Below are 24,275 nucleotides of genomic sequence, written 5' to 3'. Positions count from 1 at the left end.
TCGAGAAGCGGATCATGGAGAGTGCGAACAGCAGAAGTGCACGTCGAACAGGGGTGTCGTCATGGAGTCAGTCGTTGTATTCCTTCTCGCATGCTTCGTCTATTGGTTTGCGCTTCTGTAGTTGGGTAGACGGAAACGGACCGCTGCCGGGAAGTGATTTCCCTTGCAGCGGTCCGCATTCGGTAGACCTAAGCGATGCTCATGTCAGCGGGTCACTGACCTGCGCGTACACCTTCTTCGACGCGCTTGCCCAAATCTGCGTCGACGTTCTTCCAGTACTCGAAGACACGCAACAGAACTTCCTCACTGACGCCGGCAAGGGCGTGGCCGACGATGTTGCTCACCAGGCGCTCACGAGCTGCGTCGTCGAGAACTTCACGGACCAGCGTTCCGGCCTGCGTGAAGTCGCCGTCCTCGGCGTGCTCGATGTATCCGGCGCGCACTGCTTTGCCGTCGAACGCCCACAGTCCTTCGTCACCGGCAACCGACGGATCGGCATGCGGTCCGCCGTACGAGTTCGGTGCGTACACCGGCGTCGACGGGGAATTGAAGCTGTAACGCATGGCGCCCTCCTTGGAGTAGGAGTTCACCTCGTTCTTCGGGGCATTGACCGGCAGGTCGGCGTAGTTGGTGCCGATGCGGTAACGATGTGCGTCGGCGTAGGAGAAGACGCGGCCGAGAAGCATCTTGTCCGGGCTGAATCCGATGCCGGGCACCACGTTCGACGGCTCGAACGAAGCCTGCTCGATCTGCGCGAAGAAGTTCTCCGGATTGCGGTTCAGCGTCCACTTGCCGACCTCGATCAGTGGGTAGTCCTTCTGGGACCAGACCTTGGTGAGGTCGAACGGGTTGAAGCGGTAGCCTTCGGCCTCGTCGACCGGCATGATCTGAACCTTGAGTGTCCAGCTCGGGAAATTACCGGCCTCGATGGCGTTGTACAGATCCGCGCGGTGGTAGTCGGGATCGCTACCGGCGAGGCTGTCTGCTTCGGCCTGCGTCAGGAACTCGATGCCCTGATCGGTCTTGAAGTGGTACTTCACCCAGAAGCGTTCACCCGCAGCGTTGACCCACTGGTAGGTGTGCGATCCGAAGCCGTCCATGTTGCGCCAGGTCTTCGGGATACCGCGGTCACCCATCAGCCAGGTCACCTGGTGAGCGGTCTCGGGACGCAGAGTCCAGAAGTCCCACTGCATGTCGTGGTCACGAAGACCGGAGCCGGGCAGTCGCTTCTGCGAACGAATGAAGTCGGGGAACTTGATGGCGTCCTTGATGAAGAACACCGGGGTGTTGTTGCCGACGAGGTCGTAGTTTCCCTCTTCGGTGTAGAACTTCATCGCGAAACCGCGCGGATCGCGCCAGGTGTCCGGGCTGCCCTGCTCACCGGCGACGGTGGAGAAGCGGACGAGTGACTCGGTCTTCTTACCCGGCTGCAGGAACGCGGCCTTGGTGTACTTGCTGACGTCGTGTGTGATGACGAGTTCACCGAAAGCGCCGCCGCCCTTGGCGTGGACGATGCGCTCCGGGACACGCTCGCGGTTGAACTGCGCGAGCTTCTCGATCAGGTAGTGGTCGTGAAGGAGCACCGGCCCCTGAATACCCGCGGTCAGCGATTCGTCATCACTTGCGACCGCGATACCGAAATTGTTGGTGGTGGGCTTGGTCATGGCGAAGCCTCCTAGCGTTGTGGGCTGGGCGTCAGAGGAGCGGGGCTGCATCCGAGTCGAACGCATGGGCTGCATGCGAGGTGGCTGACTCGGAGGTTCTGGACGCATCAATTCGATTCTGCGAGACCGCGTCCGACTCGGTGTCGGATTCGGCAGAATTCTTCAGGCAATCTTCGCAACGGCCCCAGAACACGACCTCGGCTTCGTCGATTTCGAAGCCGTGATTATCGGAAGGTTCGAGGCAGGGAGCTTGGCCGACAACACAATCGACGTCGACGACCTTGCCGCAGCCGCGACAGACGAGGTGATGGTGGTTGTCACCAGTCCTCGTCTCGAACCGTGCGGGCGAACCCGCCGGCTCGATGCGTCGCAGCAATCCTGCGTTCACGCATGCCTTCAGCACGTCGTAAACGGCCTGTGTGGATACCGATCCGAGCTGCTGCCGCACGAGTGCTGCAACAGAATCGGCGTCTGAATGCGGTTGGGCTGTAACCGCATCCAGCACGGCGAGGCGCGGAGCAGTGACCCTCAACCCGACGGCGCGCAATTGCGCTCGGGGGTCGAAGTCATGCTCTCCGTCTCGCATGTTTCCCAGTATGCCGCTTTTCTGGAATTAGTCAAGAAAAGGATTGCCTAAGTTGAATCGAGACCGGTGTCACATATCAAGGACGGGAACAAATCCGGGGAGACCGCCGTTGAACACCCTGTCGGCGTCCGAACAAGCCCCGGGCCCCACCCCTTTTGTCGCTGCGAGCGACCACCCGCCGAGAGGCGCCTGTGGGACGTCGACACCTGACTTTCACACCACACGACCAAGGCCGCCCGGTCACTGACGGGCGGCCTTGGTCGCTTTTTCGCAGGTCAAACCCCCGTTACCGACGCCTGGCCGCTCCCGTAGTCATTTTTCCGCCCAGAATCACGACGCCGTGATGGGTGCCCGCAGCCAACCAGTCCGGCAGGGTCTGCCCCTCTGCCTCGACGCTCACGCGCGCGTATCGGAACGATCCCGTCAGCCTTGCCGACGCGATCGCCAGACCTCCGCCGGACTCGGGCTGCGCAAATCCCAACGCCCCGGCAATCGGCAGACGCGGCCCGAGCATCCGCGTATCCGAACGCACCCGCCATCCGTCGCCGGTTGCAGTGAATTTCTGCTGCACGTCTCCGTCGAACTCGGCCAGAATCTTGGGTAGTTGCCAGTGGACTCGCCCACCGTGCACCGACGGTTCCGAATCCACCGCGATGAAAGGGACCGCCATCCGCGGCATAGGCCCGATCCGTTTCCCTGGCGCATGCAAGACCGGACTGGCGAGGATCTCGCGATACGGGCCGACCGGCGAATCGAGGTAGTCCACCATCATGGCCACCGTCATCGGAATCGTTCGACCATCCGGGCCGAGCTCCCGCGCCGCCGACGTACTGCGGTGCCACCACAGTGTCGCGCGAACGCGAGCCGGCCACGGCGGCGGATCACTCACCGGCCAGTCGACGCGGTCACTTGTCGATTCAGGCACGCTCCACATCGGACACCTTCTCAGCTCGAACGGTCAGGGGAAGCCGCAAAGCGCCTGGTGCATGCGTCGGCACCACCGGATCGGACGGCAAAGTCGGATCGATACGTACGTATGGCTCGCCGGTCTTCGGGCGGGCGTCCGCGCCACCCTTGTTCGGCCACATCGCGCACGCTCGTTCCGCCTGCGCAGTGATGGTCAGGGAAGGATTCACTCCGAGATTTGCGCTCACCACCGAACCGTCCATGACGTGCAGTCCCTCATGACCGTATGCACGCAGATACGGATCGACGACGCCACTCGACGCGCTGTCACCGATAGCGCAGCCACCCAGAAAGTGTGCCGTCATCGGGATGTTCACGATCTCGGCGATGGAACCACCCGGGTCGCCGTCGATCTTCTCGGCGACCTTGCGAATGGCTGTATGACCCTGCGGAATCCACTGAGGAGGTGGATCGCCCGGTCCCGGTCTACTGGTGAGGGAGCGCCCGAATCGTTTGGTGTTCTTGGAAAGTTCGAGGGAGTTGTCGTCGGTCTGCATCACCAGCGCGATGACGGTTCGCTCGGACCAGTTCCGTACCGACAACGATCGCAAGAACGCTCCTGGGTGCCGGGCCGCGACTGCCAGAGTCTTCAGCACCCGGGGAGTTCGCCCACCGCCGTCACTCAGGACGGTCTGCAGAAGTCCTATTGCATTGCTGCCCTTGCCGTATCGCACCGGCTCGATGTGCGTGTGATCATCCGGGTGAAAGGACGACGTGATGGCTACGCCCTGCGTGAAGTTCCGTCGACGCGACTTCGACGTTGCGGCCAGTACGGCTTCGGAATTGGTACGTACGACGGTGCCGAGAGTATCCGACAGGCCCGGCAGGGCACCGGATTCCTTCATACCGAGCAGCAGTCTCGCCGTTCCGTACGTTCCGGCGGCAACCACCACCTGATCGGCGGTGAACCGAACTTCTCGCCGGCGGACGCCGTCCGTTCGCCTCGCGAGCAGGCTGTAACCACCGCTTGCCGCCGGCCGAAGGTCGGTGACGGTCGTGAGCGGATGAACCCTGGCGCCCGCTTGCTCGGCGAGATGGAGGTAGTTCTTGACCAGCGTGTTCTTCGCACCGACTCGGCAACCGGTCATACATCCCCCGCATTCCGTGCAACCTGTGCGTTCGGGTCCTTTTCCGCCGAAGAACGGGTCCGGCACGGAAACTCCTGCCTCCCCGAAGAAAACCCCGACGGGGGTGGACGTGAAGGTCTCCCCCACGCCCATCTCTTCGGCTACGTCCTTCATCACCGCATCGGCAGGAGTGAAGGACGGATTGGTGCGAACACCCAACATCCGTTTGGCCTGGTCGTAGTACGGCGCCAGTTCGTCGTGCCAGTCAGTGATGTGCGCCCACTGACGGTCTTCGAAGAACCGATTGGGTGGCTGATACAACGTGTTGGCGTAGTTCAACGACCCACCTCCGACGCCGGCCCCCGCCATCACGAGCACATCCGGAAGAAGATGGATGCGCTGAACCCCATAACATCCGATCCACGGCGCCCACAGGTACTTTCGAAGTCTCCAACTGGTTTCAGGCAACTCGTCGTCGGCAAACCGTCGACCGGCTTCGAGCACCCCGACGCGGTAGCCCTTCTCCGTCAGGCGAAGAGCGGCGACACTGCCACCGAATCCCGAACCGATAACCACCACGTCGTAGTGCGTCGCGGTCATGCCTCGACGCTTTCGATCTTGCGAGCGGAGTAGTTCTCCCGATCGAAATGCTCCAGCAGCGAACGGAATTTGAAAGTGAACGTCGGCCACTGCACCGAGTTGCGCCCCTCCGGATCGATGTACCAACTCGAGCATCCGCCCTTGTTCCACACCGTGTGCTGCAACTCGTGCTGAATTCCCTTGTTGTAGTGCACCTGCACCGTCTCGTTCACGTCGAGGGCATCGATCCGCTCTCGCTTCATGGTGTTCAAGGCGTCGTTGACGTACTCGGCCTGGGACTCGAGCATGTACACGATCGAACTGTGTCCGAGGTTGGTGTTCGGACCGTACATGAGGAACAGATTCGGGAACCCGCTGACCGCAGTACCCTTGTACGCGTTGGGACTACCGTTCCAATGTGCGGCCAGCGTCTCGCCACGTTTTCCGGTGATCAGATGCGCAACAGGCGGTTCCGTCGGCGTGAACCCCGTGGCGAAGATGATGGTGTCGACCTTGTGCTCGACTCCGCTTCCGTCGACCACTCCGTTTTCGGTGACCGAGACGAGCCCACTGTCGACCAGACTCACGTCCGCGCGGTCAAGGGTGCGCAACCAGTCGTTGGACAGAAGCATGCGCTTGCAACCGATCGTGAAATCGGGAGTCAGTTTCCGGCGCAACTCCGGATCTTTCACCTGTCTGCGCAGATGAAGGCGCGCGGCCGCCTCGAAGGCAGGCAGCACCCACGTCGCGTGCGACATCGCGGCACCGAGTAGCTCGCGGAAGCCGTAAACCCACCCTCGAATCACCTTCTGTGTAACGGGAATCCGCGAGTACACGGCCTTCTGTGCGGCAGGCAGGGTGCGATCCATCCGCGGAATCACCCAGGCCGGAGTTCGCTGGAACACGGTGACATGGGCAGCAGGGTCGGCAATTTCGGGAACGAACTGAACCGCCGACGCTCCCGTTCCGATCACGGCTACGCGCTCACCGCGCAGTTCGTGTTCGTGGTTCCACGTCGCCGAATGGAAAGTGGTCCCCGAGAATTGGTCGAGACCGGGGAAATCCGGGATCTTGGGCGTCGACAACGCTCCGGTCGCGGCGACCAGAGCTTTGGCCGTCAACGACCCTCGAGATGTCCGAATACGCCACAGCGCCGCATCCTCGTCCCACACAGCAGCTTCGAGTTCGCAGTTCAGGACTACGCGTTCCACGATGCCGGTGTCTGCGGCCACCTTCTTCAGATAGTTGTAGATCTCGGGTTGACGAGCAAAGGTATGACTCCAATCGGCGCTCGGCGCAAAAGAATACGAGTACAACGCCGTCGGCACGTCACAGGCACAGCCTGGATAGGTGTTGTCGCGCCAAGTGCCGCCGATGTCAGCTCCACGCTCGATCAACACGACGTCTGCAGCGCGGTTGTCGCGAAGCATTCTGGCGGCCAAGCCCATACCGGCAAATCCGGCACCGACGATCAGCGTTTCGACATGTTCGGGAAGCTTCACTTCTTCTCCACTCGGGATTGCCAGGCCGGCAACAATCGCGCTCTGAGCGCGTCGTCGGCTTCGGATGTACGAAACAGGGCTGAGACGGCAAGCCCACGAACGAGTTCGATGGTGAGTTCGACCGACTCGGAATCGAACCGATCACCGAACAACTCGGCGCTGCCGAACTCGAGCGCCTCACTCACCTTGCGTTCGAGGGGCACCGTCGCCGCATGCAGAACGGGATCGGTCCGCGCCGCGACCCACAATTCGAGGGCGGCATAGAACAGCGGCCCGGAGAACGCGTCCGATAGGACCTCGAGGCCTCGACCACGATCCACTTCAGCGGTGAGGATTTCTTCCAGCCGCTTGTCGACCAGATACTCGACGGCCGCGACGACCAGCGATTCCTTGGTCGGAAAATGATGCAGTTGCGTACCCCGCGAGACGCCTGCGCGGCGGGCGATCTCTTGCGTGCTGGTCCGTGCGTAGCCCAGCTCGACCAACGATTCGACGGCGGCGTCGAGGAGGCGCCCACGCATCGCCGCTGTACGTTCGGCCTGGGTACGGCTTACTTTCGCATCGGAAGTGGTCTCGGTCACAAGATAACTGTAGAGCCGAAACGTAAAACAGTCCAGGCTGACTTCAAATCTTGACACGTAACATACCGGTCAGTCAGCTCTGCCTGATAACGTCCTCGCATCGAGCGGAGGGAAACAATCGCTATGCCAGAGCAAACAGCATTTCCACACCGCCGTGTCGGGTTGGTGGAAGACCACGAGTCGGTAGCAATCGGCGTGTCCGTGATGCTCGAGGACGAGCCGGACCTCGAATTGGTGTGCATCGCGACCACTGTGTCCGAGATGCTCGCTCAGAACGTCGCCTTGGATCTGGCAATCCTCGACCTCCGGCTGGCCGACGGTTCATCGCCCAAGAGCAATGTCGAGCAACTGCGGGCCGCCGGGCTCGAGACATTGATCTTCACCGGGGCGGAAAACCCGTACCTCGTTCGCTCGGCCGCCCGTGCCGGCGTACTGGGTGTTGTACGCAAGTCCGAACCGACTGCCGTCGTGGTTGATGCGATACGCGCCGCCGCGTCGGGAAGGCAGGTGGTGACGACAGAGTGGGCTGCCGCAATCGACGGGGATCCAGGTCTCGACGAAGTGGGTCTGAGCCCTCGACAACTCGAGGTCCTCGAACTTTACGCATCCGGAGAGAAGGCGGATCGAGTTGCGCGACTCACCGGTTTGGCGCCGCAGACGGTTAACGACTACCTCCAGCGCATCAGGCAGAAATATGCGGCTGTCGGACGACCCGCACCGACAAAAACGGATTTGTACAAACGCGCGGTCGAAGACGGGGTATTACCAATTCCTGAACGGCCTACTTCCGGAAAAAAGCTGACTTTGACTAACAATGAGGTTCGGCAACAATAACTCTCACAGCGCTGCCCCTGAAAATATGGGCAGAGGAATTGATGTCTGGGAAAAATTTCCCTCTTCGAATTACATTCATCTGACAAGAAGACGGCACTGTCGGGGGTCTGTCATTCCGCTACAGAGAAGTAAGGACGAAACTCATGACAGTCACTGTGGAAAACTGCATGGCACAGGATCCCGTCGGACCGCACCTTTCGGAGCGCGAAATCGAGGTTCTCAGGGAATGGCTACTGAGTGATTCGAAGTCACGCGTCGCTCAAAACCTCTACATCAGCGTGGGAACGGTGGGGACCCACCTGTCGCGGATTCGCGAGAAGTATGCCGACGTTGGAAGGAACGCACCGACGAAATGCGAATTACTCGTGCGAGCGATACAAGATCAGATAGTGACGATCGACGAACTCTGATCGACAGAGTTGCTTTCGACAAAACAGCCAGTGCTTCTGACGAAATTCTGAGGCTCTTCGGCCGTTTCATCGGTGCCGGCTATGTCTGCTATCTGATATTGCTTGCCCCTGCGATTGCAGAAGCCACCACGATGTCTGCGTCGTGGTGGACTCCACTGGCGGTGGTCGCGACTTTCGGTAGTGGGCTGGCGCTGGGAGCATCGACGTTCCACGCCGACACCCGATGGGTGAAACGAACTGCGAGCGCAAATGCGGTTCTCTACGTCGTGGTCATCCTCCTGTGGTGGCCGGCGTGGAATGGTGACCACGTCACAGATTTCACCTTGTGGATTTCCAATTTCCCCGGCGTCGCCAGCCTTGCTGCCGCTGCAGCTTGGCGACCGGCCGCTGCCGTCGTGCACCTTTTCGTAGTGGCAACACTCGCACAGTTGACCAATCACATAATCCGGACGAGTCCCGCGACGCACCTGTTGGTTCCCGACCTCGCCTTCGCCTGGACATTCTGCGCGGTTTTCGTAGCAGCGGCCGTCATGGCCTTGCGAACCGGACGAGTACTGGATGCGACCATCGCCACCACTCATGCCGCTGCCGCCGGCGCCGCCGCGGCCGAGGCCAAATCCGTCGAACGCGAGAGATTCGACGCACTCATCCACGACACCGTGATGTCGACTCTGCTCGCTGCTTCGAGAAACGACGCCGATCCCTCGGTCGTCGCTCAGGCGCGAAGGACGGTGGCAAGACTCGACGAACTGCGCTCCGGAACCGACCACGAGACGAGTTTCGACTTCGACGGAATCCTCGCTCAGTTGCGTTCAGCCGCTTCGGAAGTGGACGAAAACATCACGTTCGAGACCGCCCTCTCCGACGGGTCTGATCCGAGCGGATACGCACCCGACTCGATTCGTGCGATGGCCGGTGCGATGGCCGAGGCACTGCGCAACAGCGTCAAACACGCCGGAAGCAGTGCACGGCGTTCGGTCACGGTCACGGCAACCGCCACCCACCTCGAAGTAGTCGTCACCGACGACGGCGTCGGCTTCGATCCGAGCTCCGTCGAGACGCATCGCCTCGGAATCACTGTCAGCATCCGCGGCAGAATGCGTCAACTCGACGGCGGATCGGCAACCATTCGATCATCACCCAGCCGCGGCACTTCGGTTACTCTGACGTTGAGCTTGCCCGTAGCGGTGATGACATGACCAGACCGGACGGACGAGATGTCCGCGATCTTCTCGGCATGCACAGCCGTGCTGCTCGATTCATGGCTGCATGCTTCGCGCTCACCTGCGTGATCTCGGTCGCCTACACGTCGTCCGACGTCCGCGCAGTCTGGCCGATGATCTTGGCAATTATCGTGTGCTCGACTGCGGCTTTCACACTCGTACTGAGCAGAGGCGACCCGATGCCGCTGGGGCAGAGCGTTCTGGTGTCTCTGACCGGCGCCGTCACGAGCGGCCTGGTGTTGTCAGTGGTTCCAGTCCCCGTCAACGACATGACTCAACTCTGGATGTTCGGGATGTCGACGGCAGTCTTCACCTTCATGTGCGTTCGTGGGCGTACAGCACTCGCGTGGCTCGGGCTTGGACTCATGGTGTTGGTGACCGCCATCTGGTCCTCCACCACCGGCCAGGGGGCCATGTACGGAGTGTCGTTGACGGTCATCAACGCGGGCCCTGTTCTGATGTCGACCTTCTTCGCATACACCATCCGTCCTCAAGCCAAGGTTATCTACGAACTTCGTGAGCAGTCCACCCAACGAATTGCCTCTGCATCCGCCAGTGCTGCGATTCTCGAGGAACGCGACGCTCAACTCGACAGGCTCGATGTCCTTGCACGCCCGCTCCTCGAACGGGTCGCTTCCGGGGTTCCACTGACAACCACCGAGCGGCAAGAATGCGAACTCCTCGAGGCGCAACTCCGAGATTCACTGAGGGCGACAGGCTTACAACAGACAGATGTCATCGATGCTGTGCGTGCCGCTCGAAACCGCGGCGTCGAAGTGGTCCTGCTCGACGACCACGGAATGGATGGCGCGAACGCCGACGTGCGCGACCGAATCCACTCGAGCATCGTCCGGGAACTCACCGCGATCACGCGAGGAAAAGTGACCATACGGATCCTTCCACCTCGGCGCACCGCTATGGCCACGATGCTGGTCGACACTGAAGACGTTCGACGAATCGAGTTCGATCACAACGGCATGCAGCTGCTACGGCAGGGGGACCGGGGAGAGCTCGGCACCTCGTCCATGTCCGTCGATCCGACTACAGACAGCGCCGTCGAACCCGAATAGCTTTCGAGGAGAGTGAGATTCACCGGGTCGATCACCAGGAGAAATGAATGATCTTCGAACTGCGTCCAGCGCATGTCGCACGTGCCCTCGCCGCACTGTGTGCCCTTCCGATTCTGTGGACCTTCGCAGTAGAGGGAATCACCACGACAACGGAATACGACTACAGCACGGGCGAAGTGTCCTCATCGAGCGACCTGGGCTCTCAGATCGGAAGCGTCGCGATCTGGATCGTCCTCGCGATCGCATTTGCCGCCGGTGCCTGGTATCTGGAGAAGCAGCGCATCGGTTGGCCGGCCGCGGCGCACGAGCAGCTGGTCAAACTGCAGCTGGCATCACCCAACCGAGAAGAGTAAAGGTCCCTACCGCTTCCGATCGCCGGCGCGGAGAAGATTACTGGGAACCGTATGGCCCACTATCTCCTCTGCAACGGCAGCGGCACGAATGCTCGCATCCAGGTCGATACCTGTCGCGATGCCCATGTCTTCGAGCATGTAGACCAGTTCCTCCGTCGCGATATTGCCACTGGCACCGGGAGCGAACGGACAACCACCGAGACCTCCGGTGGACGCGTCGAGGTTTCGAACACCGTGCTGCACAGCCGCAAACGCGCACGCAAGACCAGCGCCACGCGTGTTGTGGAAGTGCGCACCCAAGCCGAAGTCACCTACTCTTTCGCCCACAGCGTCGATCAATCGTCCGACACGTCCCGGCGTGGCAGTGCCGATGGTATCTGCGATCGAGAACTGATCAGCACCGAACTCCTTGGCCTGCTCCGCAATCCGCAGAACACGATCCGGGTCGGTTGGACCGTCGAACGGACAGTCCCAGGCTGTGGCCACGATGACCTCCACCCGTCCTCCGGCGTCGTGGACGATCCGGACGACCTCTCCGATACGTTCGGTCGCTTGCTCCGTCGTCGACCGAGTGTTGGCCTCGCTGTGGCCATTCGATGCCGACACAACATATTCGACGGTTTTCATTCCTGAGGCGACGGCCCGTTTCGCTCCACCGATTCCGGCGACCAATGCCGAGAACTCGATGCCGGGCCACTGGTGCAGTTCTGCGGCCAACAATTCCGCGTCGGCCAACGCCGGCACAGCGCGCGGTGAGACGAACGACGTCGCCTCGATACGCGAAACACCCGTCGCAGCCAGAGCGTCGACAAGACGAAGTTTCTCCGCCAGCGACACCGGGTCTTCGATCTGCAACCCGTCCCGTGGTCCGACTTCACGAATACTGACTGCTGGAATACCCACGCCAGGTACCGACATGTCAGATCACGCCCTTCATCTTCAGTTCTGCCTGCTCGTCGTCCGAGAGTCCGAGGAGCCCGCCCCACACCGAGGAGTTGTCGTGACCCGGCGCCGACGCTCCCGCGTTGCGCACGGATCCGGGTGTCTCACTGAAGGTAGGCACGACGCCCAGGCCGAGGACGTTTTCACCGATCCGCTCGTCGTAGTGGTCGACGAGCATCCCCCGCTCGATCAGCTGCGGATCCTTGACGACATCTTCAACCGTATTGATCGGCCCGGCAACAACTCCCACTTCGGTGAGGCGTTCCACCAGGCTGGTGGGATCTTGGAGCGCGACCCAGGCACTGATCAGTTCGTCGAGCTCGTCCTGATGTTTGCCACGCGCAACATGATTGGAGAAGCGGTCGTCATGCGCTAGTTCCGGTCGCCCCATGATGGTGCACAGACGCACGAAGAGCGTGTCCTGATTGGCTGCGATCACCACCCAGTTTCCTTCAGAGGTCTGATAGATGTTGGACGGCGCAATACCCTCCAATCTCGTTCCCGAGGGCTGCCGGATGATCCGGCCCCGATCGTAATCCGGGATCGTGGATTCCTGCACCGCCAGACAGGATTCCGTGAGGGCAACGTCGACCACCTGACCACGGCCGGTCCGCTCTCGTGAGAGCAACGCCGCCAGCACTCCCTGAACGGCGAACATCCCGCCGAGAGAATCTCCGAGCGAAAGGGCAATACGCGGAGGCGCCTGCCCTGGATAACCGTTCAGATGCCGAAATCCGCTGACCGCTTCGGCAACCGAGGCGTAGCCGGCGCTCTTGGCTTGCGGTCCGCTCTGCCCGTAACCGGATACCCTGGCCAACACCAACTTCGGATTGCGCGCACTGAGAACGTCGAATCCCAGGCCCCACTTCTCGAGGGTGCCCGGCCGGAAGTTCTCGACCACCACATCGGCATGTTCGATCAGATTCAGAAACAGGTCTCGTCCCGCGTCGACGCGAAGGTCCAACGTCACACACCGCTTGTTGCGGGCGTGAACCGTCCAGAAGAATCGATGACCGTCCTGCTCGGCCTGACCCCAGGTACGAAGCGGGTCCGGGCGGTCCGGCGATTCGATCTTGATCACGTCGGCGCCCATGTCGCCGAGCAGTTTCCCGGCGAAGGGCCCGGCGATCAAGGTTCCGAGTTCAATCACCCGATATCCGTCCAGGGGCCCGGTGGGCGCACCTTCCGACACAGCTGCCTCCTCTGGGAACTTTTCTCCCCTTGAAGGCTACGTCACCACCCGATATCGCAACATCATGTCGTGGTCTTCGTGATCGAGCATGTGGCAGTGCCAGACGTACCCCTGAAGGTCCCCCATGCCGACTTCTCCGTGTGCCGAGTGATCTGCCATGGAACCTCTCGCGAAAGTTGCATCCGGATCGAAGCCCAACTCGTCGGCCGTCGGAAAGCGCACGATCACGCGGGTGATCGAGTTGGCATCCACGATGACCGTGTCCTTCTCCCCCGTTTCCCACACTTCGGGAGGCCGCAGCGAAGAGGTCACGAATTCCTCTGCCGACGGCGTCCACCGGACTCCCAGGTCAGGTACCGGATACCGCTGCATGAGCGCTGCAGTGTCGATGTTCTGGCGCCCCACAACGCGGAACGCCACCAGATGCAGATGAATCGGATGCGGTTCTGTGGTGATGTTGATCAAATTCCATTGCTCGATGGTTCCCTGACGCGGCAGTTCGATATCTGAATCAGTGAACCGCAAATTGTTGAGCGACATAGTGATCGACGGGTAATCCGAGGGACGCGACAGCTGCATGATCGTGAGATTTCGCACCATATCCGGGGACGCCGGTTCGGCAGCAACGGAATTCAGCTGCTGCGGGATCGAGCCGGTGAATCCCTTTGCGCTGCCCACGTCGAACCGACAGAAGACCGGCATCACCTGTGTGCCGCGTTGCGCCACCGCAAGGGGTACCGGTTCGTCGTTGCGCAATTCCACCGTCGTGCCCGGCTCGAGCATACTGAAGTCGACAAGCAGATCAGCGCGCTCACCCGGACTCAACCGAACGTGATCCGTCGGCGCCGGGGCGGCCAGTAAACCGCCTTCGGACCCGATCACCCAGAACCGCATACGATTTGCGAAATGCAGATTCCACACCGAATAGGTTGCGGCGTTGAGCAGTCGCAATCGATACAGGCCGCGGGCAACCTCCACTTTCGGCCACACGACGCCGTTCACCACGCCAACGTCACCGGGGGTCGCCGGATCCCATGAACCTTGCGGAGTGAGCCACGTGGAACGGACACTCTGTTGACCGTCGGAGGTGAAGACCTTGTCCTGCAGAATCATCGGAAGCTCGAATTCGCCGGACGGCAAGCCGAGAGAATTCCCGGTGGTGCCTGTATCTGCGTCGTCACGGAGAAAATACATCCCGACCAGCCCGGCGTAGACGTTGAGGCGCGTCATTCCCATGGCGTGATCGTGATACCAAAGATTGCCGGCTGCACGACCATTCGTGTACTCGTGAACCAAACCTTCGCCCGGACGCTGGATCAGCTCCGGATGCCCGTCGAACTGCGGTGCAGTAACTCCTCCGTGCAGGTGAAGCGAGGTGGGGACCTGTGTGCGGTCGAGGTCGCTGACGCCGTGCAGACCCGGATCGACATCCGCGGCAAGCGGATACGCAGAAATGTCATTGGCATATCGGACTGTGACGAGCTGATCGACGTGCGCCTCGACGGTGGGGCCCAGATAATCCATTCCGCCGTAACCCAGCGACGGCGACGACGGTAGGTCCGGATGGAATCGGTGCATCGACGATGCCGCACGAAGCTCCAGGTTGCCACCCGAAATGCCCGGCAGGACAGGAAGGGTCTCCCGAAACGGTTCCAGACGGGGCGACGGAAGTTGGAACGGGCGCAGTGGATCGACATCAGGTGGTCGAGCCGTCGCTGATCCAGCGGACAACGCGCTCAGACCGGCCAGCAGGCCAAGCCCTTGAACAAACGATCGGCGACGGATCTTGTGTGACTCGTCCACTCACGGCCCCCTCACGCTGACGGCATCCGGAGCGGGTTACCCGTGTGCCCGCACGGTCAAACACCGACCACCTTCTCCAACCAAAGCTCGAAAATCGGCGACCTTACCCCACCGCACCGGTCGCCGTACTCGACGACCTCCTCCGTCCCGACGAAACACGTTTGCGGACAACGGATGCACTCTTGCAGCTTTGCGAGAAGCCGAAGATTCGAAAACGCTCTTGACTCGAACGCATGTTCGAGTATAATTTGGGGAGGGGATCGGGGGATTCAATGAGTGTCTTGTTGTCGGACGTGGTGTCTGGTTCTGCGGTGGGGTTACGCGGACGCCTGTGGCGGTTGACTGCTGCCGAGTTGCGCGCTGCTGCTGTCGAAGCGAGTGCGGAGATTCTTCGTCTCGAAGCTGTGCGTGTGGCGGTGGTGGACGAGTTGTCGTTGCGCCCGGATGATCAGGTGATTGCCAGTCGCGGTGTGGGTGCGTGGTTGGCGGCTAACACGATGCTGCAGGTTCGGGACGGGAAGAAGATCGCCGCGTTGGGTGCTGCTTTGCGGCCGTTTCCGTCGGTGGCTGCTCGGTTCGATGGCGGGGATTGCTCGTTCGAGCATGCCGTGTTGATCGTGGCGTTCTGTGAATCACCACCGAAGGGCATGCCGGAGGAGGCGCTCCCTCGCTGTATCGACCTACTGCTTGCGGCTGCGTCGGGCGTGGAAGCGACGACCACGAAAGTGCGGAACGTGATCGCGACCTTGGAGCGAATCTTCGAATCCGATGAAATTCCACCCGCCGAAGACATCGACCGGAACGAGCTGCGGATCGCCTCGACATTGAACGGTCGAGTGGTGGTGCGCGGCGATTTCGACGCCCTCACCGGCGAAATGCTGTTGTCGGCGTTGTCGAATCTGACGATGCCCACCCCGGCACCCGATGGAACCCCGGATTCTCGGTCGGCAGCGAAACGAACTGCCGACGGGTTCACGGAACTGATCCGCCGCTATCTCGACTGCGCCAAAACAGGCACAGACGGTGGTCAACGCCCGCACGTGAACGTGCACATCAATGCTCGGGATCTGGCGGAGCATCGGGATTGCGCCGCGTCGCCTTCTGATGTGGACGACGAAGGCTCACCCGATCTGGACTTGTCGGATCTTGATGTCGGGCACATGCCCTGGCTCGGGCCACTGTCGGTGTCGCAGACCCGACTTCTCGGGTGTGATTGTTTCCTCTCGACCGTTCTGCTCGACGATCACGGCGCGCCCTTGGATGCGCAACCAGGGAAGCGGTTGGTCACCGCCGAACAACGCGTCGCCCTCATCGCCCGAGACAAAGGCTGCGCCTTCCCGGGCTGCACATGCGTGCCCGCGTGGACTGATGCGCACCATATCCGGCACTGGGCCAACGGTGGCCCGACGGTGATGAACAACCTGGTCCTGCTGTGCCGTTCACACCACCGACTGATGCACCGAAAATCAGGGTTCGTCGGGAAATGGGAAATCCGCATCGGAGTCGACAACAAACCCTGGTTCATTCCCCCGCCCTCGATCGACCCCGGGCAGCAACCGCGCCCGGCGAACACCACATTCAAAACCTGAGAACGAACCTCAGGCACAACAGAACACGGCCGAGCACCGCATCGAAGGGATCCCCCCGATGCGGTGCCAACAGGCCGTGGCGAACCCGTCAGACGGCCTGCGCAACCTTGGCGGCTCGCGGGAATCGCTCCCGAATCTCCGCTGGCGTGACAACTCTCGGGTCCAGGGGTTGCTCGTCACGCAGGTGGCGCTCCAACACCTTGCCCGTCATCGGCGCAATGACTTTCAGAGCAGTGGTCATGTTCTTCGGTGAACTACCCAACCGGACTGCCGTTCGCACCGCGGGCGCAATTGCTCTGTCCAACAACGCTGGCTGATCGAACCCACCCATCGTTCGCATCCAGCCGGGCAAAGTCGCGATAGTGGCCGGCGCGACCAATCGGCTGAATGTCGCGAACTTCGTCTTCCCCTGCGCTCTCGGTGTTCTCAACAAGTAGTGCATCGCCCGGTTGGCACGCTCGGAGGTACACAATCTGGGCCTGACTTCAGCGAAGTACTCACGTACCTCTTCTCGGGAGCGTGGAACGTCGGAGGTCTTGCATGTCTGTAGTTCGGCAGCGATCACGCATTCTTCCCAGTACCGCTGCTCTTCGACAGCTGAAAGCGGGCCCGGCCCATACATCTCGTAGCACTTGAGCACCGAATGCCAACCCGTCACGTGGATCCAGAGTTGTGACGCCGGATTGTTTGCGCTGTAACGAGTTCCGGTGATCGGTTCAATGCCCGTGGCCTGAGCATGAACTGTCATGAGGTGGTCGGACAAGGCCAATGCCGTCCGCCCGTCGGCAGTGGCGACGGTCAGGAAGTACGCCAAGGTTCGGTCGAGTCGCCCGGCCGGATCGCTGTAAATCCCGCTCATGTCTGCCACTGCGGCAGCCAAGAAGGGGTCGAAGTGCTCGAGCACCACCGACCGCTGGAACCCGATCAGCGCTGTCGGCGCGGCCCAGATCTTCCAACTGGGTGATCCTGGGCCGAAGAAGCCGTAATCCTCACGCGGTCGATTCATCGTCAGTTCAGACATTTCATTCCTCCCCGTTCGTTGACCCTGCACCGTTCATTTCGTAGGCACCAGACAAGGCGACTACTTGCTGCCAGACGTACTCGAATCGCTCCGCCGCGAACGTGGGGCGCCGAATAGATGCGAGTGCCAACCGTTGCTGATCTTCACTGGCGCTGGGTTTTCCGTACAACTCCACCGCTGCAGCACTGAAGTCGCGGACCAGGACATCGAAGATCTGATCCAGCACCCCACCGTTCCGCTGCTCCTCGTCCAATCCCAAGATCTCGGCTTGTTCGAGGATCAACTGGCCGTAGACGACGAGGGTGAAGAGTTCGGTGATCGCAAGGCCGAAGTCCAAGTCGACCTGCTGCGCCGCATCCGGTGCAGCTTCGACTAGAAGGGTCACGAGCGCTTCTGCCTGCTCCACGAACAGTGCAACGTTGGGAACATCCGCAAACTTCGCGTACACCGCTCGCCAGTCGTCGAATCGAACTTTCGACAACCCCCGTGCCGGACCCTGACGGAACAGGAACTCATCGTCGGCTGCGTCGTTGCGCGTCGGAATCGCCGGAAATGACTCGGGGGCAAAGAGGTACGCCGGCATGAACTTGGCGATCAGGGCGAGATTGACGGCGACGGTCCCCTCGAGCTTGGGCAGCCCGTCGACATCCATCTTGGCCACCGCGAGGTAGCTGTCCTTCTCGAAGCCCTTTGCCGCAGCGATGTCGGAGAGCAGTCCGATCACCTTCTGTGCCTCGGTTGTCACCTTCATCTTGGTGACGGGATTGAACAAGAGGTAGCGGCGGTCCTCGGGCGATGCGGTGCGGAAGTAGTCCACCGCACGATCCGAGAAGAGCCTCATCGCCAGCAGGCGCGCGTACGCGTCGACGAATTCACGTCGTACGTGTGGGAACGCCGTGACGGGATTGCCGAACAGGATTCGATTGTGCGCGTGGGTAATCGTCTCGTACAAGGCATGAGTCGACATACCGATTCCGCCGAAGCACAGGTTGAATTTTCCGATGTTCACGGTGTTGAGTGCGGCACTGAATGCTGCCTCGCCGGTATGCAGGATATCCTCTGCCGCAACGGGATAGTCGACGAGTGAGAACTCCGCTACGTACATCTGGGCCGGAACGATGTTCTTCACCACGGTGAATGCCGGATGGTCCGAGTCGGCGTAAAAGAAGACGTACTGATCAGTGCCCTCCACTCCGTCGACACGGCCGAAGACAGAGACCGTGTTGGCGCAGTTGCCATTTCCGATGTAGTACTTCGAACCGCTGGCCAGGTACCCGCCGCTGCCGTTGGGCGTCAAGACCATATCCGTGGAGTAGACGTCCGCGCCATGCTCTTTCTCGGACAGTCCGAATGCCGCAACGCCTCCGGAAGCCAAAGCGGAAGCTGCCCGCGCCCTTGCCGTCTCGTTGTCGCTCTGCCACACCGGCCCGAGACCGAGGATGGTCACCTGCCACGGGTACCAGTAGTTGAGTCCGTAGAAGCCGAGGATCTCGGACAGCGCGGCGATACGACTGGTATCCCAGCGCTTGTCGGAGTCGCCACCACTGTCGCGGGCGGGCGTCAGAAATGTGGCGAACAGGCCTTCCTTTGCCGCGAAGTCGAGGAAGTCGGAGTAGAAGATCTTGTCGTGATAGTCGGCCAGAAGTCGATTCTTTCCACGCGCCTCGAACCAGTCGACGGTCGCGCCCAGCAGTCTCCGCGTGGTCGCGTCGAACTCCGGCCGATCGTACGTGGAGGGATGGAGCAACAGATCATTCGGCACTAAAGAGGTCGACGCTGTCATAGCGGTTGTTCTCCTCGAGATCTCGGCAGAGGCGCCTCACTGAGCACCATTCGAATACAACGCCACCGTAACAATTGCAGACGATGAATACAACGGTTGCGTATTATTCACGAAGAAGTGGCAGGCAGATTAGGGTGAGAGCGGAGGTGATGCACACGATGACCAGGTCACAAGCTGACGCAACGGATACACCGCGGCGCAAGTACGCCCCTCGCATGGCGCCCGAGCAACGTCGCGAGCAGCTCCTCGACGCAGCATTCGAGGTCACCGGCCGCGTTGGCCTGCACAACCTCAGCATGGAATCCGTCGCTGCCGAAGCCGGTGTCGGCAAGCCCGTCCTCTACACGATTTTCGATACCAGGACCGATCTCGTCGCTGCACTGCTGCGCCGCGAGCACGAGCGAGCCATCGCTCAGGTGCTCGAAACCATGCCGACAGATCTGAGCGAACTCGGCCCAGCGGCGTCGTACACCGGGACCGTCGGCGCCTTCGTCGACGCCGTACTGGAGAACCCGACGCGCTGGCGCCTGATTCTGACGTCTGTCGAGAACGCCCCCAGCGAGTATCACGGCTTGTTGAAGCTCTCTCGCGGAGCTGTCTTCGCCCGCGCCGAAGAACTGGCCCGCGCCGGGATTGCCCTCGAGTCGAAGCTCGAAGGCCTTGATCCGGTTCTCCTCGCACACACCATGATGTCGTTCGCCGAAATGCTCGGACGACTGGCCGTCAGTGATCCCGAAACCTATACCCGAGAACGACTTTCCAGTTTTGCCGTGGCTCTCGCACAATCGGTCGGGCGTTAGCGGCCGACTGAAACCTGTCGGTCGGATCTGCTTCAATACACGCATGAAATCACCATCGATCGAACCGCTACAGCTTTTCGAAACGTCTCCGGGCAACTGGTCACTGATGCTCACCGACCAGCATTTCGGCAAGGTGGCATCGATATTCGAGCAGGTAGAGGGTTTCGAAGGCTCCGGTTACGACTGGGCGTCGGTCGCCCACGCAGTGGTAGGCCGCGATGCACCGCATCTGGAGGGCCGCTTCGGCACCGATCCCGAAGCGGGCATGTTTGTTGCGTACGGCAGCGACAACGGAGCTCTCGGTGAGCTCGGAGCGCTACTCGCCAAAGCGTATTCGGATGCCGAGTACCTCGGTGGCCTGGTCGCCATTTCCGAACTCGACTAGAGCGCCGGTCGAAACGACACCGGCCCCACACCTAGGTGCGGGGCCGGTACCGAACGAAAGATCTAGCCGACCAACAGCTCGGCAATCTGAATCGTGTTGAGCGCGGCACCCTTACGCAGGTTGTCGCCCGAAACGAAGAGCGCGAGTCCGCGTCCCTCCGGGACACCCGGATCCTGACGGATACGACCGACCAGCGACGCGTTGCCACCGGCAGCGGCCAGCGGCGTCGGAACCTCGACCAGCTCGACGCCCGGAGCGTCGGCGAGGATCTCCTTGGCGCGAGCAACCGAGAGCGGGTTGGCGAACTCTGCGTTGATCGCGAGCGAGTGCCCGGTCACGACGGGAACGCGCACGCACGTACCCGAAACCAACAGATCGGGAAGTCCGAGGATCTTGCGGCTCTCGTTGCGGAGCTTCTGATCCTCGTCGGTCTCGCCGCTTCCGTCGTCGACCAGCGAACCTGCCAGCGGCAGGACGTTGAACGCGATGGGGGCGACGTAGTTGTTCGGGGCCGGGAAGTCGACGGCACTGCCGTCGTGAACCAGCTTCTCCGCGTCTCCGACTACGGCGCGCACCTGGCCGAGGAGTTCCTCGACGCCGGCGATGCCGCTACCGGACACGGCCTGGTAGCTGGAGACGATCAGACGCTGCAGACCGGCTTCGTCGTGCAGAACCTTCAGCACCGGCATCGCTGCCATGGTGGTGCAGTTGGGGTTCGCGATAATGCCCTTGACCAGGTTCTTCGTGTCCTGCGGGTTGACCTCGCTCACCACGAGGGGAACCTCGGGATCCTTGCGCCATGCCGAAGAGTTGTCGACAACGGTCGCGCCGGCAGCAGCGAAGCGCGGAGCCTGGGCGCGCGAGAGCGTCGCACCGGCTGAGAACAGGGCGATGTCGATGCCCTTCAGGTCCTCATCCGATGTGGCGGCCGCATCCTCGACGATGATCTCTTCGCCGCGGAAGGGCAGCTTCTTACCGGCGGAGCGTGCAGATGCGAAGAACCGCACCTTGTCCGCGGGGAAGTTCCGCTCTTCGAGCAAAGTGCGCATGACGATGCCGACCTGACCGGTCGCACCGACAACAGCGATAGTCGTCATGAGAAATTACCGTCCCGTTCCAGCGTGTACTACTGCTTCTTCTTCGCCACCGAGCCCGAAAGCGTCGTGGATGACACGTACAGCGTCGTCCAATTCGGTGTCCTTGACCAGCACTGAGATGCGGATCTCAGAGGTCGAGATGAGGTCGATGTTGATGTCTGCCTTGGCCAGCGCCTCGCAGAACGTGGCGGTGACGCCCGGGTGGCTCCGCATTCCGGCGCCGACCAGGGAAACCTTGCCGATGTGGTCGTCGAACAAGATCTGCGTGAAGCCGATGTCTTCCTGACGCTTGGTCAGGATCTCGACGGCGCGGGGGCCGTCGGCCGTCGGAAGCGTGAAGGTGATGTCCGTCTTGTTGGTCTCCACCTTGGAGATGTTCTGCAGCACCATGTCGATGTTGATCTCGGCATCGGAGACTGCGCGGAACACCTTGGCAGCGTGTCCCGGTGTGTCCGGCAATCCGACAACGGTGATCTTGGCTTCGCCGCGATCGTGCGCGACTCCGGTGATCAGGGCCTCTTCCACAGGAATGTCCTCCATCGATCCGGACACGATTGTTCCGGGCTTGGTGGTGTATGACGAACGGACGTGCACAGGCACGTTGTAACGACGGGCGTACTCGACGCACCGGAGCATGAGCACCTTCGCACCACACGCTGCGAGTTCGAGCATTTCCTCGAAGGAAACCGTCTCGAGGCGGTGAGCGTCGGGGACGATGCGCGGATCGGCGGAGAAAACGCCGTCGACGTCGGTGTAGATCTCGCAGACGTCAGCGTTGAGTGCAGCTGCCAACGCCACGGCAGTGGTGTCCGAGCCACCGCGTCCGAGCGTCGTGATGTCCTTGCTGTCCTGGCTGACGCCTTGGAATCCGGCGACCAGAACGATCGAGCCTTCGTCCAGCGCAGTGCGAACACGGCCCGGCGTGACGTCGATGATCTTGGCGTTTCCGTGGCTGCCGGTCGTGATGACTCCGGCTTGTGAGCCCGAGAACGAACGAGCTTCGGCGCCGAGGGAGTGAATTGCCATCGCTACCAAGGAGTTGGAGATGCGCTCACCCGAGGTCAGCAGCATGTCCATTTCACGGGCCGGCGGGGAAGGGCACACCTGCTGAGCCAGATCGAGCAGCTCATCGGTGGTATCGCCCATCGCTGACACCACGACGACGACATCATTGCCGGCCTTCTTGGTCTCGACGATCCGTTCAGCGACTCGTCGGATGCGCTCGGCGGTTGCCACCGAGGATCCGCCGTACTTCTGGACGACGAGAGCCACGCGTTTCTACCTCCAGGTCGAAATTGTTTACAGATACCAGAGGTCGAGCTTACCGAGGTGGTCCTGGGACTTCCCGATGCGTACTGCTGTTCGCCTCAGATCCGCGCGGGATCAGTTGCGAGATCCGCGATCGCATCAACGTCGCAGAACGCGAGCCACCGGCAACGTAACCGACCACCGTGACGGCAACTCCGCAGGCGAGAAGCACGCGGATACTGCTGACCAGCGAAACTGCCAGCGCGTCGTACACCGCGACTGCCGCCTCAGATGACGGTATGTCTGAATTCTGTAAATAGACTCGCCGCACGACGGCCAGCGCCACCAACAGGGCGATCATCGCCACCGCCGTCGCCAGCCCGACCAGGGACAGTGCGCGCATTCGCCTCGGCGCAACTGCGACGGCCGCGATCGCACAGGCCAGCGACACCCACGGCAGCCAGGCCGCTGCCCGGTCGAGAGTGTTCGAGAGGTCCTGGGCCCGCACCAGCTCGTCGGATTGCAGGATCTCGAACTGCGGATCGAACGTCGGAAGACGATCGACGACGGTGAATCCGCGATCGCGGAGGTTCGTCCGCAGTTCTGTCATGATCGGCTCGAGGGACAAGGTGACTGTTCCGCTGTCGTCGGACCGAACGATGCCGTCGGTGGCTCTGCCGGTCACCATCGCAGCAAGTTGCGCGTGCGCCTGACGGTTGGCCGCGGTCCAGAGCGTCGCGAACTGGTCGCTGGAGACCAACGACTGAGCCGCCTCCCGAACAAGTTTCTCGGCTTGTCTCGTCACCACCTGCGGAAACCGGTCCAACCGCTGCGTCAGTTCCTCGGTCAGCCGATCAACGACAGCCGCTTGGACAGCAGGTTCGGAAGCCAACGGGGCAACCGTCTCGACGTAACTGTCGGTGTCGTTCACCTGGGTGTGGACGAACAGCGCGAGCACCGAGCCGGCAGCACCGAGACCAGCGAGAACGATCAGCAGTGAACAGACGATCCAGCGGATCGAGCGCATCACGTGTGCTTGGCGCGCGCCGGTCGAATCTTCGCGGTGATGTGGTGAATGCGGTGATCGTCAGCGGGTATCCGGAAGGTCTCGGTAACCCGAACGGTCATCAGGTTCCGCCCGAACAACCCGGCGTCGAGGAGGTAGTCAGCCGTCAGGTCGTCCCCGTCGACCGTCCACTCCACCTCACGAATGTCGCGGATCACGCGATACTGAGGACCTCCGGAAAGGCTGCGCCGCAAATGATTCCCCGAAAATCCGGTCTTGAGCCCGACCTCGTGGCGTACCGCGTCCGGAGCCAGCGGTACGGAACTGCCATCGTGACTGCGGAGCGCGTCGAGGTACGTGCTCGCCACGGCGATTCGGGGATCCATGGACGACAGTCCACCATTTTCGGGGCCGAAACGGCAGCACAATTCGGCGACAAATTGGACATGAGGGCGAACCCCACCGATTTCTCGCGAAATCCAGGAGTAGAGTGCTGTGCATGCAGCGCGCACTCCTTCTTGGTTGCCGCGACGGGGTCTGATCCAGACTGGCCTCCCGCCGCGGGGTTTTTGTG

General features: G+C 61.5%; 23 protein-coding genes. 8 read left to right on the top strand and 15 right to left on the bottom strand.

The features are described from left to right. Positions 1-212 precede the first annotated feature (212 nt). From KTR60_RS02230 to KTR60_RS02205, 6 genes are all read right to left on the bottom strand, one after another. Positions 213-1,664 carry a catalase gene (locus tag KTR60_RS02230; RefSeq protein ID WP_003943483.1) on the bottom strand — a complete coding sequence of 484 codons (1,452 nt, stop codon included), beginning with the start codon at positions 1,662-1,664 and terminating at the stop codon, positions 213-215. A gap of 31 nt (positions 1,665-1,695) precedes the next feature. Then, positions 1,696-2,250, bottom strand: a complete 555-nt coding sequence (locus KTR60_RS02225) for a Fur family transcriptional regulator (protein ID WP_003943517.1) — start codon at positions 2,248-2,250, stop codon at positions 1,696-1,698. Positions 2,251-2,536: 286 nt separating this feature from the next. Next, the gene (locus KTR60_RS02220) at positions 2,537-3,184 is read right to left on the bottom strand and encodes an acetoacetate decarboxylase family protein (protein WP_228401734.1); all 648 of its coding nucleotides are present in this window, start codon (positions 3,182-3,184) and stop codon (positions 2,537-2,539) included. Further along, positions 3,168-4,883 carry a GMC oxidoreductase gene (locus tag KTR60_RS02215; RefSeq protein ID WP_228401732.1) on the bottom strand — a complete coding sequence of 572 codons (1,716 nt, stop codon included), beginning with the start codon at positions 4,881-4,883 and terminating at the stop codon, positions 3,168-3,170. Before KTR60_RS02215 ends, KTR60_RS02220 begins: the two co-directional genes overlap by 17 nt. Next, entirely contained in the window at positions 4,880-6,364 is a 1,485-nt protein-coding gene (locus KTR60_RS02210; protein ID WP_228401730.1) for a flavin-containing monooxygenase, read from the bottom strand. Before KTR60_RS02210 ends, KTR60_RS02215 begins: the two co-directional genes overlap by 4 nt. Continuing rightward, complete coding sequence (locus KTR60_RS02205) at positions 6,361-6,885, bottom strand: TetR/AcrR family transcriptional regulator (RefSeq protein WP_202427151.1); 525 nt, start codon at positions 6,883-6,885, stop codon at positions 6,361-6,363. Before KTR60_RS02205 ends, KTR60_RS02210 begins: the two co-directional genes overlap by 4 nt. A 183-nt stretch (positions 6,886-7,068) precedes the next feature. On the opposite strand from KTR60_RS02205, the gene KTR60_RS02200 reads away from it, so the two are divergent. The 5 genes from KTR60_RS02200 (at position 7,069) to KTR60_RS02180 (ending at position 10,835) form a co-directional block, all read left to right on the top strand. Continuing rightward, complete coding sequence (locus tag KTR60_RS02200) at positions 7,069-7,779, top strand: LuxR C-terminal-related transcriptional regulator (protein WP_007732315.1); 711 nt, start codon at positions 7,069-7,071, stop codon at positions 7,777-7,779. A gap of 143 nt (positions 7,780-7,922) precedes the next feature. Next, positions 7,923-8,189, top strand: coding sequence for a response regulator transcription factor (locus tag KTR60_RS02195; protein ID WP_370333094.1), 267 nt, complete (start codon positions 7,923-7,925; stop codon positions 8,187-8,189). Positions 8,190-8,320: 131 nt separating this feature from the next. Beyond that, positions 8,321-9,388: a sensor histidine kinase gene (locus KTR60_RS02190; RefSeq protein ID WP_228401728.1), complete on the top strand. Its 1,068-nt coding sequence runs from the start codon at positions 8,321-8,323 to the stop codon at positions 9,386-9,388. After that, positions 9,385-10,482: a hypothetical protein gene (locus KTR60_RS02185; RefSeq protein ID WP_047270032.1), complete on the top strand. Its 1,098-nt coding sequence runs from the start codon at positions 9,385-9,387 to the stop codon at positions 10,480-10,482. Before KTR60_RS02190 ends, KTR60_RS02185 begins: the two co-directional genes overlap by 4 nt. 47 nt (positions 10,483-10,529) lie before the next feature. After that, on the top strand, positions 10,530-10,835 hold the full coding sequence (locus KTR60_RS02180) for a hypothetical protein (protein WP_007732306.1): 306 nt from the start codon (positions 10,530-10,532) through the stop codon (positions 10,833-10,835). 6 nt (positions 10,836-10,841) lie between these two features. Here KTR60_RS02180 and KTR60_RS02175 read toward each other — a convergent pair whose 3' ends face one another. The 3 genes from KTR60_RS02175 to KTR60_RS02165 are packed head-to-tail and all read right to left on the bottom strand — an operon-like array spanning position 10,842 to position 14,772. After that, complete coding sequence (locus KTR60_RS02175) at positions 10,842-11,738, bottom strand: hydroxymethylglutaryl-CoA lyase (protein ID WP_370333090.1); 897 nt, start codon at positions 11,736-11,738, stop codon at positions 10,842-10,844. A gap of 16 nt (positions 11,739-11,754) precedes the next feature. Further along, positions 11,755-12,969 carry a CaiB/BaiF CoA transferase family protein gene (locus tag KTR60_RS02170; RefSeq protein ID WP_228401726.1) on the bottom strand — a complete coding sequence of 405 codons (1,215 nt, stop codon included), beginning with the start codon at positions 12,967-12,969 and terminating at the stop codon, positions 11,755-11,757. Positions 12,970-13,005: 36 nt separating this feature from the next. Further along, positions 13,006-14,772: a multicopper oxidase family protein gene (locus tag KTR60_RS02165; RefSeq protein ID WP_228401725.1), complete on the bottom strand. Its 1,767-nt coding sequence runs from the start codon at positions 14,770-14,772 to the stop codon at positions 13,006-13,008. Between the two features lie 272 nt (positions 14,773-15,044). On the opposite strand from KTR60_RS02165, the gene KTR60_RS02160 reads away from it, so the two are divergent. Beyond that, positions 15,045-16,361, top strand: a complete 1,317-nt coding sequence (locus KTR60_RS02160) for an HNH endonuclease signature motif containing protein (protein WP_116057405.1) — start codon at positions 15,045-15,047, stop codon at positions 16,359-16,361. Positions 16,362-16,449: 88 nt separating this feature from the next. Here the strand turns inward: KTR60_RS02160 and KTR60_RS02155 are convergent, their stop codons facing one another. Together KTR60_RS02155 and KTR60_RS02150 are read right to left on the bottom strand one after the other, a co-directional pair. Then, complete coding sequence (locus tag KTR60_RS02155) at positions 16,450-17,382, bottom strand: oxygenase MpaB family protein (RefSeq protein WP_007731493.1); 933 nt, start codon at positions 17,380-17,382, stop codon at positions 16,450-16,452. Position 17,383: 1 nt separating this feature from the next. After that, the gene (locus tag KTR60_RS02150) at positions 17,384-19,165 is read right to left on the bottom strand and encodes an acyl-CoA dehydrogenase (protein ID WP_161121107.1); all 1,782 of its coding nucleotides are present in this window, start codon (positions 19,163-19,165) and stop codon (positions 17,384-17,386) included. 149 nt (positions 19,166-19,314) lie between these two features. Between KTR60_RS02150 and KTR60_RS02145 the strand changes: the two genes are divergently transcribed. Together KTR60_RS02145 and KTR60_RS02140 are read left to right on the top strand one after the other, a co-directional pair. After that, positions 19,315-19,965, top strand: coding sequence for a TetR/AcrR family transcriptional regulator (locus KTR60_RS02145; RefSeq protein WP_007731498.1), 651 nt, complete (start codon positions 19,315-19,317; stop codon positions 19,963-19,965). 43 nt (positions 19,966-20,008) lie between these two features. Continuing rightward, positions 20,009-20,350 carry an Imm51 family immunity protein gene (locus tag KTR60_RS02140; RefSeq protein ID WP_228401723.1) on the top strand — a complete coding sequence of 114 codons (342 nt, stop codon included), beginning with the start codon at positions 20,009-20,011 and terminating at the stop codon, positions 20,348-20,350. A gap of 62 nt (positions 20,351-20,412) precedes the next feature. Here the strand turns inward: KTR60_RS02140 and KTR60_RS02135 are convergent, their stop codons facing one another. The 4 genes from KTR60_RS02135 to KTR60_RS02120 are packed head-to-tail and all read right to left on the bottom strand — an operon-like array spanning position 20,413 to position 24,087. After that, a complete protein-coding gene (locus tag KTR60_RS02135) occupies positions 20,413-21,447 on the bottom strand; it encodes an aspartate-semialdehyde dehydrogenase (RefSeq protein ID WP_042447794.1) in 1,035 nt (344 codons plus the stop codon). A gap of 6 nt (positions 21,448-21,453) precedes the next feature. After that, complete coding sequence (locus tag KTR60_RS02130) at positions 21,454-22,719, bottom strand: aspartate kinase (protein WP_003943494.1); 1,266 nt, start codon at positions 22,717-22,719, stop codon at positions 21,454-21,456. Positions 22,720-22,768: 49 nt separating this feature from the next. After that, positions 22,769-23,722, bottom strand: coding sequence for a hypothetical protein (locus KTR60_RS02125; protein WP_007731502.1), 954 nt, complete (start codon positions 23,720-23,722; stop codon positions 22,769-22,771). Beyond that, a complete protein-coding gene (locus KTR60_RS02120) occupies positions 23,722-24,087 on the bottom strand; it encodes a hypothetical protein (RefSeq protein WP_003943492.1) in 366 nt (121 codons plus the stop codon). The genes KTR60_RS02125 and KTR60_RS02120 overlap by 1 nt, the downstream gene beginning before the upstream one ends. Positions 24,088-24,275: the final 188 nt, after the last annotated feature.

It is taken from the genome of Rhodococcus sp. C1 (assembly GCF_020809065.1).
GTDB classification, from domain to species: domain Bacteria; phylum Actinomycetota; class Actinomycetes; order Mycobacteriales; family Mycobacteriaceae; genus Rhodococcus_F; species Rhodococcus_F qingshengii.
The sequence above is the reverse complement of the archived record's forward strand: the minus strand, read 5'-3'. Positions and strand labels throughout refer to the sequence as shown.

What these genes read in the sequence shown, in the direction of transcription:
- KTR60_RS02230 (WP_003943483.1), bottom strand. Translation starts at nt 1,664, where the DNA reads ATGACCAAGCCCACCACCAACAATTTCGGTATCGCGGTCGCAAGTGAT.
- KTR60_RS02225 (WP_003943517.1), bottom strand. Translation starts at nt 2,250, where the DNA reads ATGCGAGACGGAGAGCATGACTTCGACCCCCGAGCGCAATTGCGCGCC.
- KTR60_RS02220 (WP_228401734.1), bottom strand. Translation starts at nt 3,184, where the DNA reads ATGTGGAGCGTGCCTGAATCGACAAGTGACCGCGTCGACTGGCCGGTG.
- KTR60_RS02215 (WP_228401732.1), bottom strand. Translation starts at nt 4,883, where the DNA reads ATGACCGCGACGCACTACGACGTGGTGGTTATCGGTTCGGGATTCGGT.
- KTR60_RS02205 (WP_202427151.1), bottom strand. Translation starts at nt 6,885, where the DNA reads ATGCGTGGGCGCCTCCTCGACGCCGCCGTCGAATCGTTGGTCGAGCTG.
- KTR60_RS02200 (WP_007732315.1), top strand. Translation starts at nt 7,069, where the DNA reads ATGCCAGAGCAAACAGCATTTCCACACCGCCGTGTCGGGTTGGTGGAA.
- KTR60_RS02195 (WP_370333094.1), top strand. Translation starts at nt 7,923, where the DNA reads ATGACAGTCACTGTGGAAAACTGCATGGCACAGGATCCCGTCGGACCG.
- KTR60_RS02190 (WP_228401728.1), top strand. Translation starts at nt 8,321, where the DNA reads ATGTCTGCGTCGTGGTGGACTCCACTGGCGGTGGTCGCGACTTTCGGT.
- KTR60_RS02185 (WP_047270032.1), top strand. Translation starts at nt 9,385, where the DNA reads ATGACCAGACCGGACGGACGAGATGTCCGCGATCTTCTCGGCATGCAC.
- KTR60_RS02180 (WP_007732306.1), top strand. Translation starts at nt 10,530, where the DNA reads ATGATCTTCGAACTGCGTCCAGCGCATGTCGCACGTGCCCTCGCCGCA.
- KTR60_RS02160 (WP_116057405.1), top strand. Translation starts at nt 15,045, where the DNA reads ATGAGTGTCTTGTTGTCGGACGTGGTGTCTGGTTCTGCGGTGGGGTTA.
- KTR60_RS02155 (WP_007731493.1), bottom strand. Translation starts at nt 17,382, where the DNA reads ATGTCTGAACTGACGATGAATCGACCGCGTGAGGATTACGGCTTCTTC.
- KTR60_RS02150 (WP_161121107.1), bottom strand. Translation starts at nt 19,165, where the DNA reads ATGACAGCGTCGACCTCTTTAGTGCCGAATGATCTGTTGCTCCATCCC.
- KTR60_RS02145 (WP_007731498.1), top strand. Translation starts at nt 19,315, where the DNA reads ATGCACACGATGACCAGGTCACAAGCTGACGCAACGGATACACCGCGG.
- KTR60_RS02140 (WP_228401723.1), top strand. Translation starts at nt 20,009, where the DNA reads ATGAAATCACCATCGATCGAACCGCTACAGCTTTTCGAAACGTCTCCG.
- KTR60_RS02135 (WP_042447794.1), bottom strand. Translation starts at nt 21,447, where the DNA reads ATGACGACTATCGCTGTTGTCGGTGCGACCGGTCAGGTCGGCATCGTC.
- KTR60_RS02125 (WP_007731502.1), bottom strand. Translation starts at nt 23,722, where the DNA reads ATGCGCTCGATCCGCTGGATCGTCTGTTCACTGCTGATCGTTCTCGCT.
- KTR60_RS02120 (WP_003943492.1), bottom strand. Translation starts at nt 24,087, where the DNA reads ATGGATCCCCGAATCGCCGTGGCGAGCACGTACCTCGACGCGCTCCGC.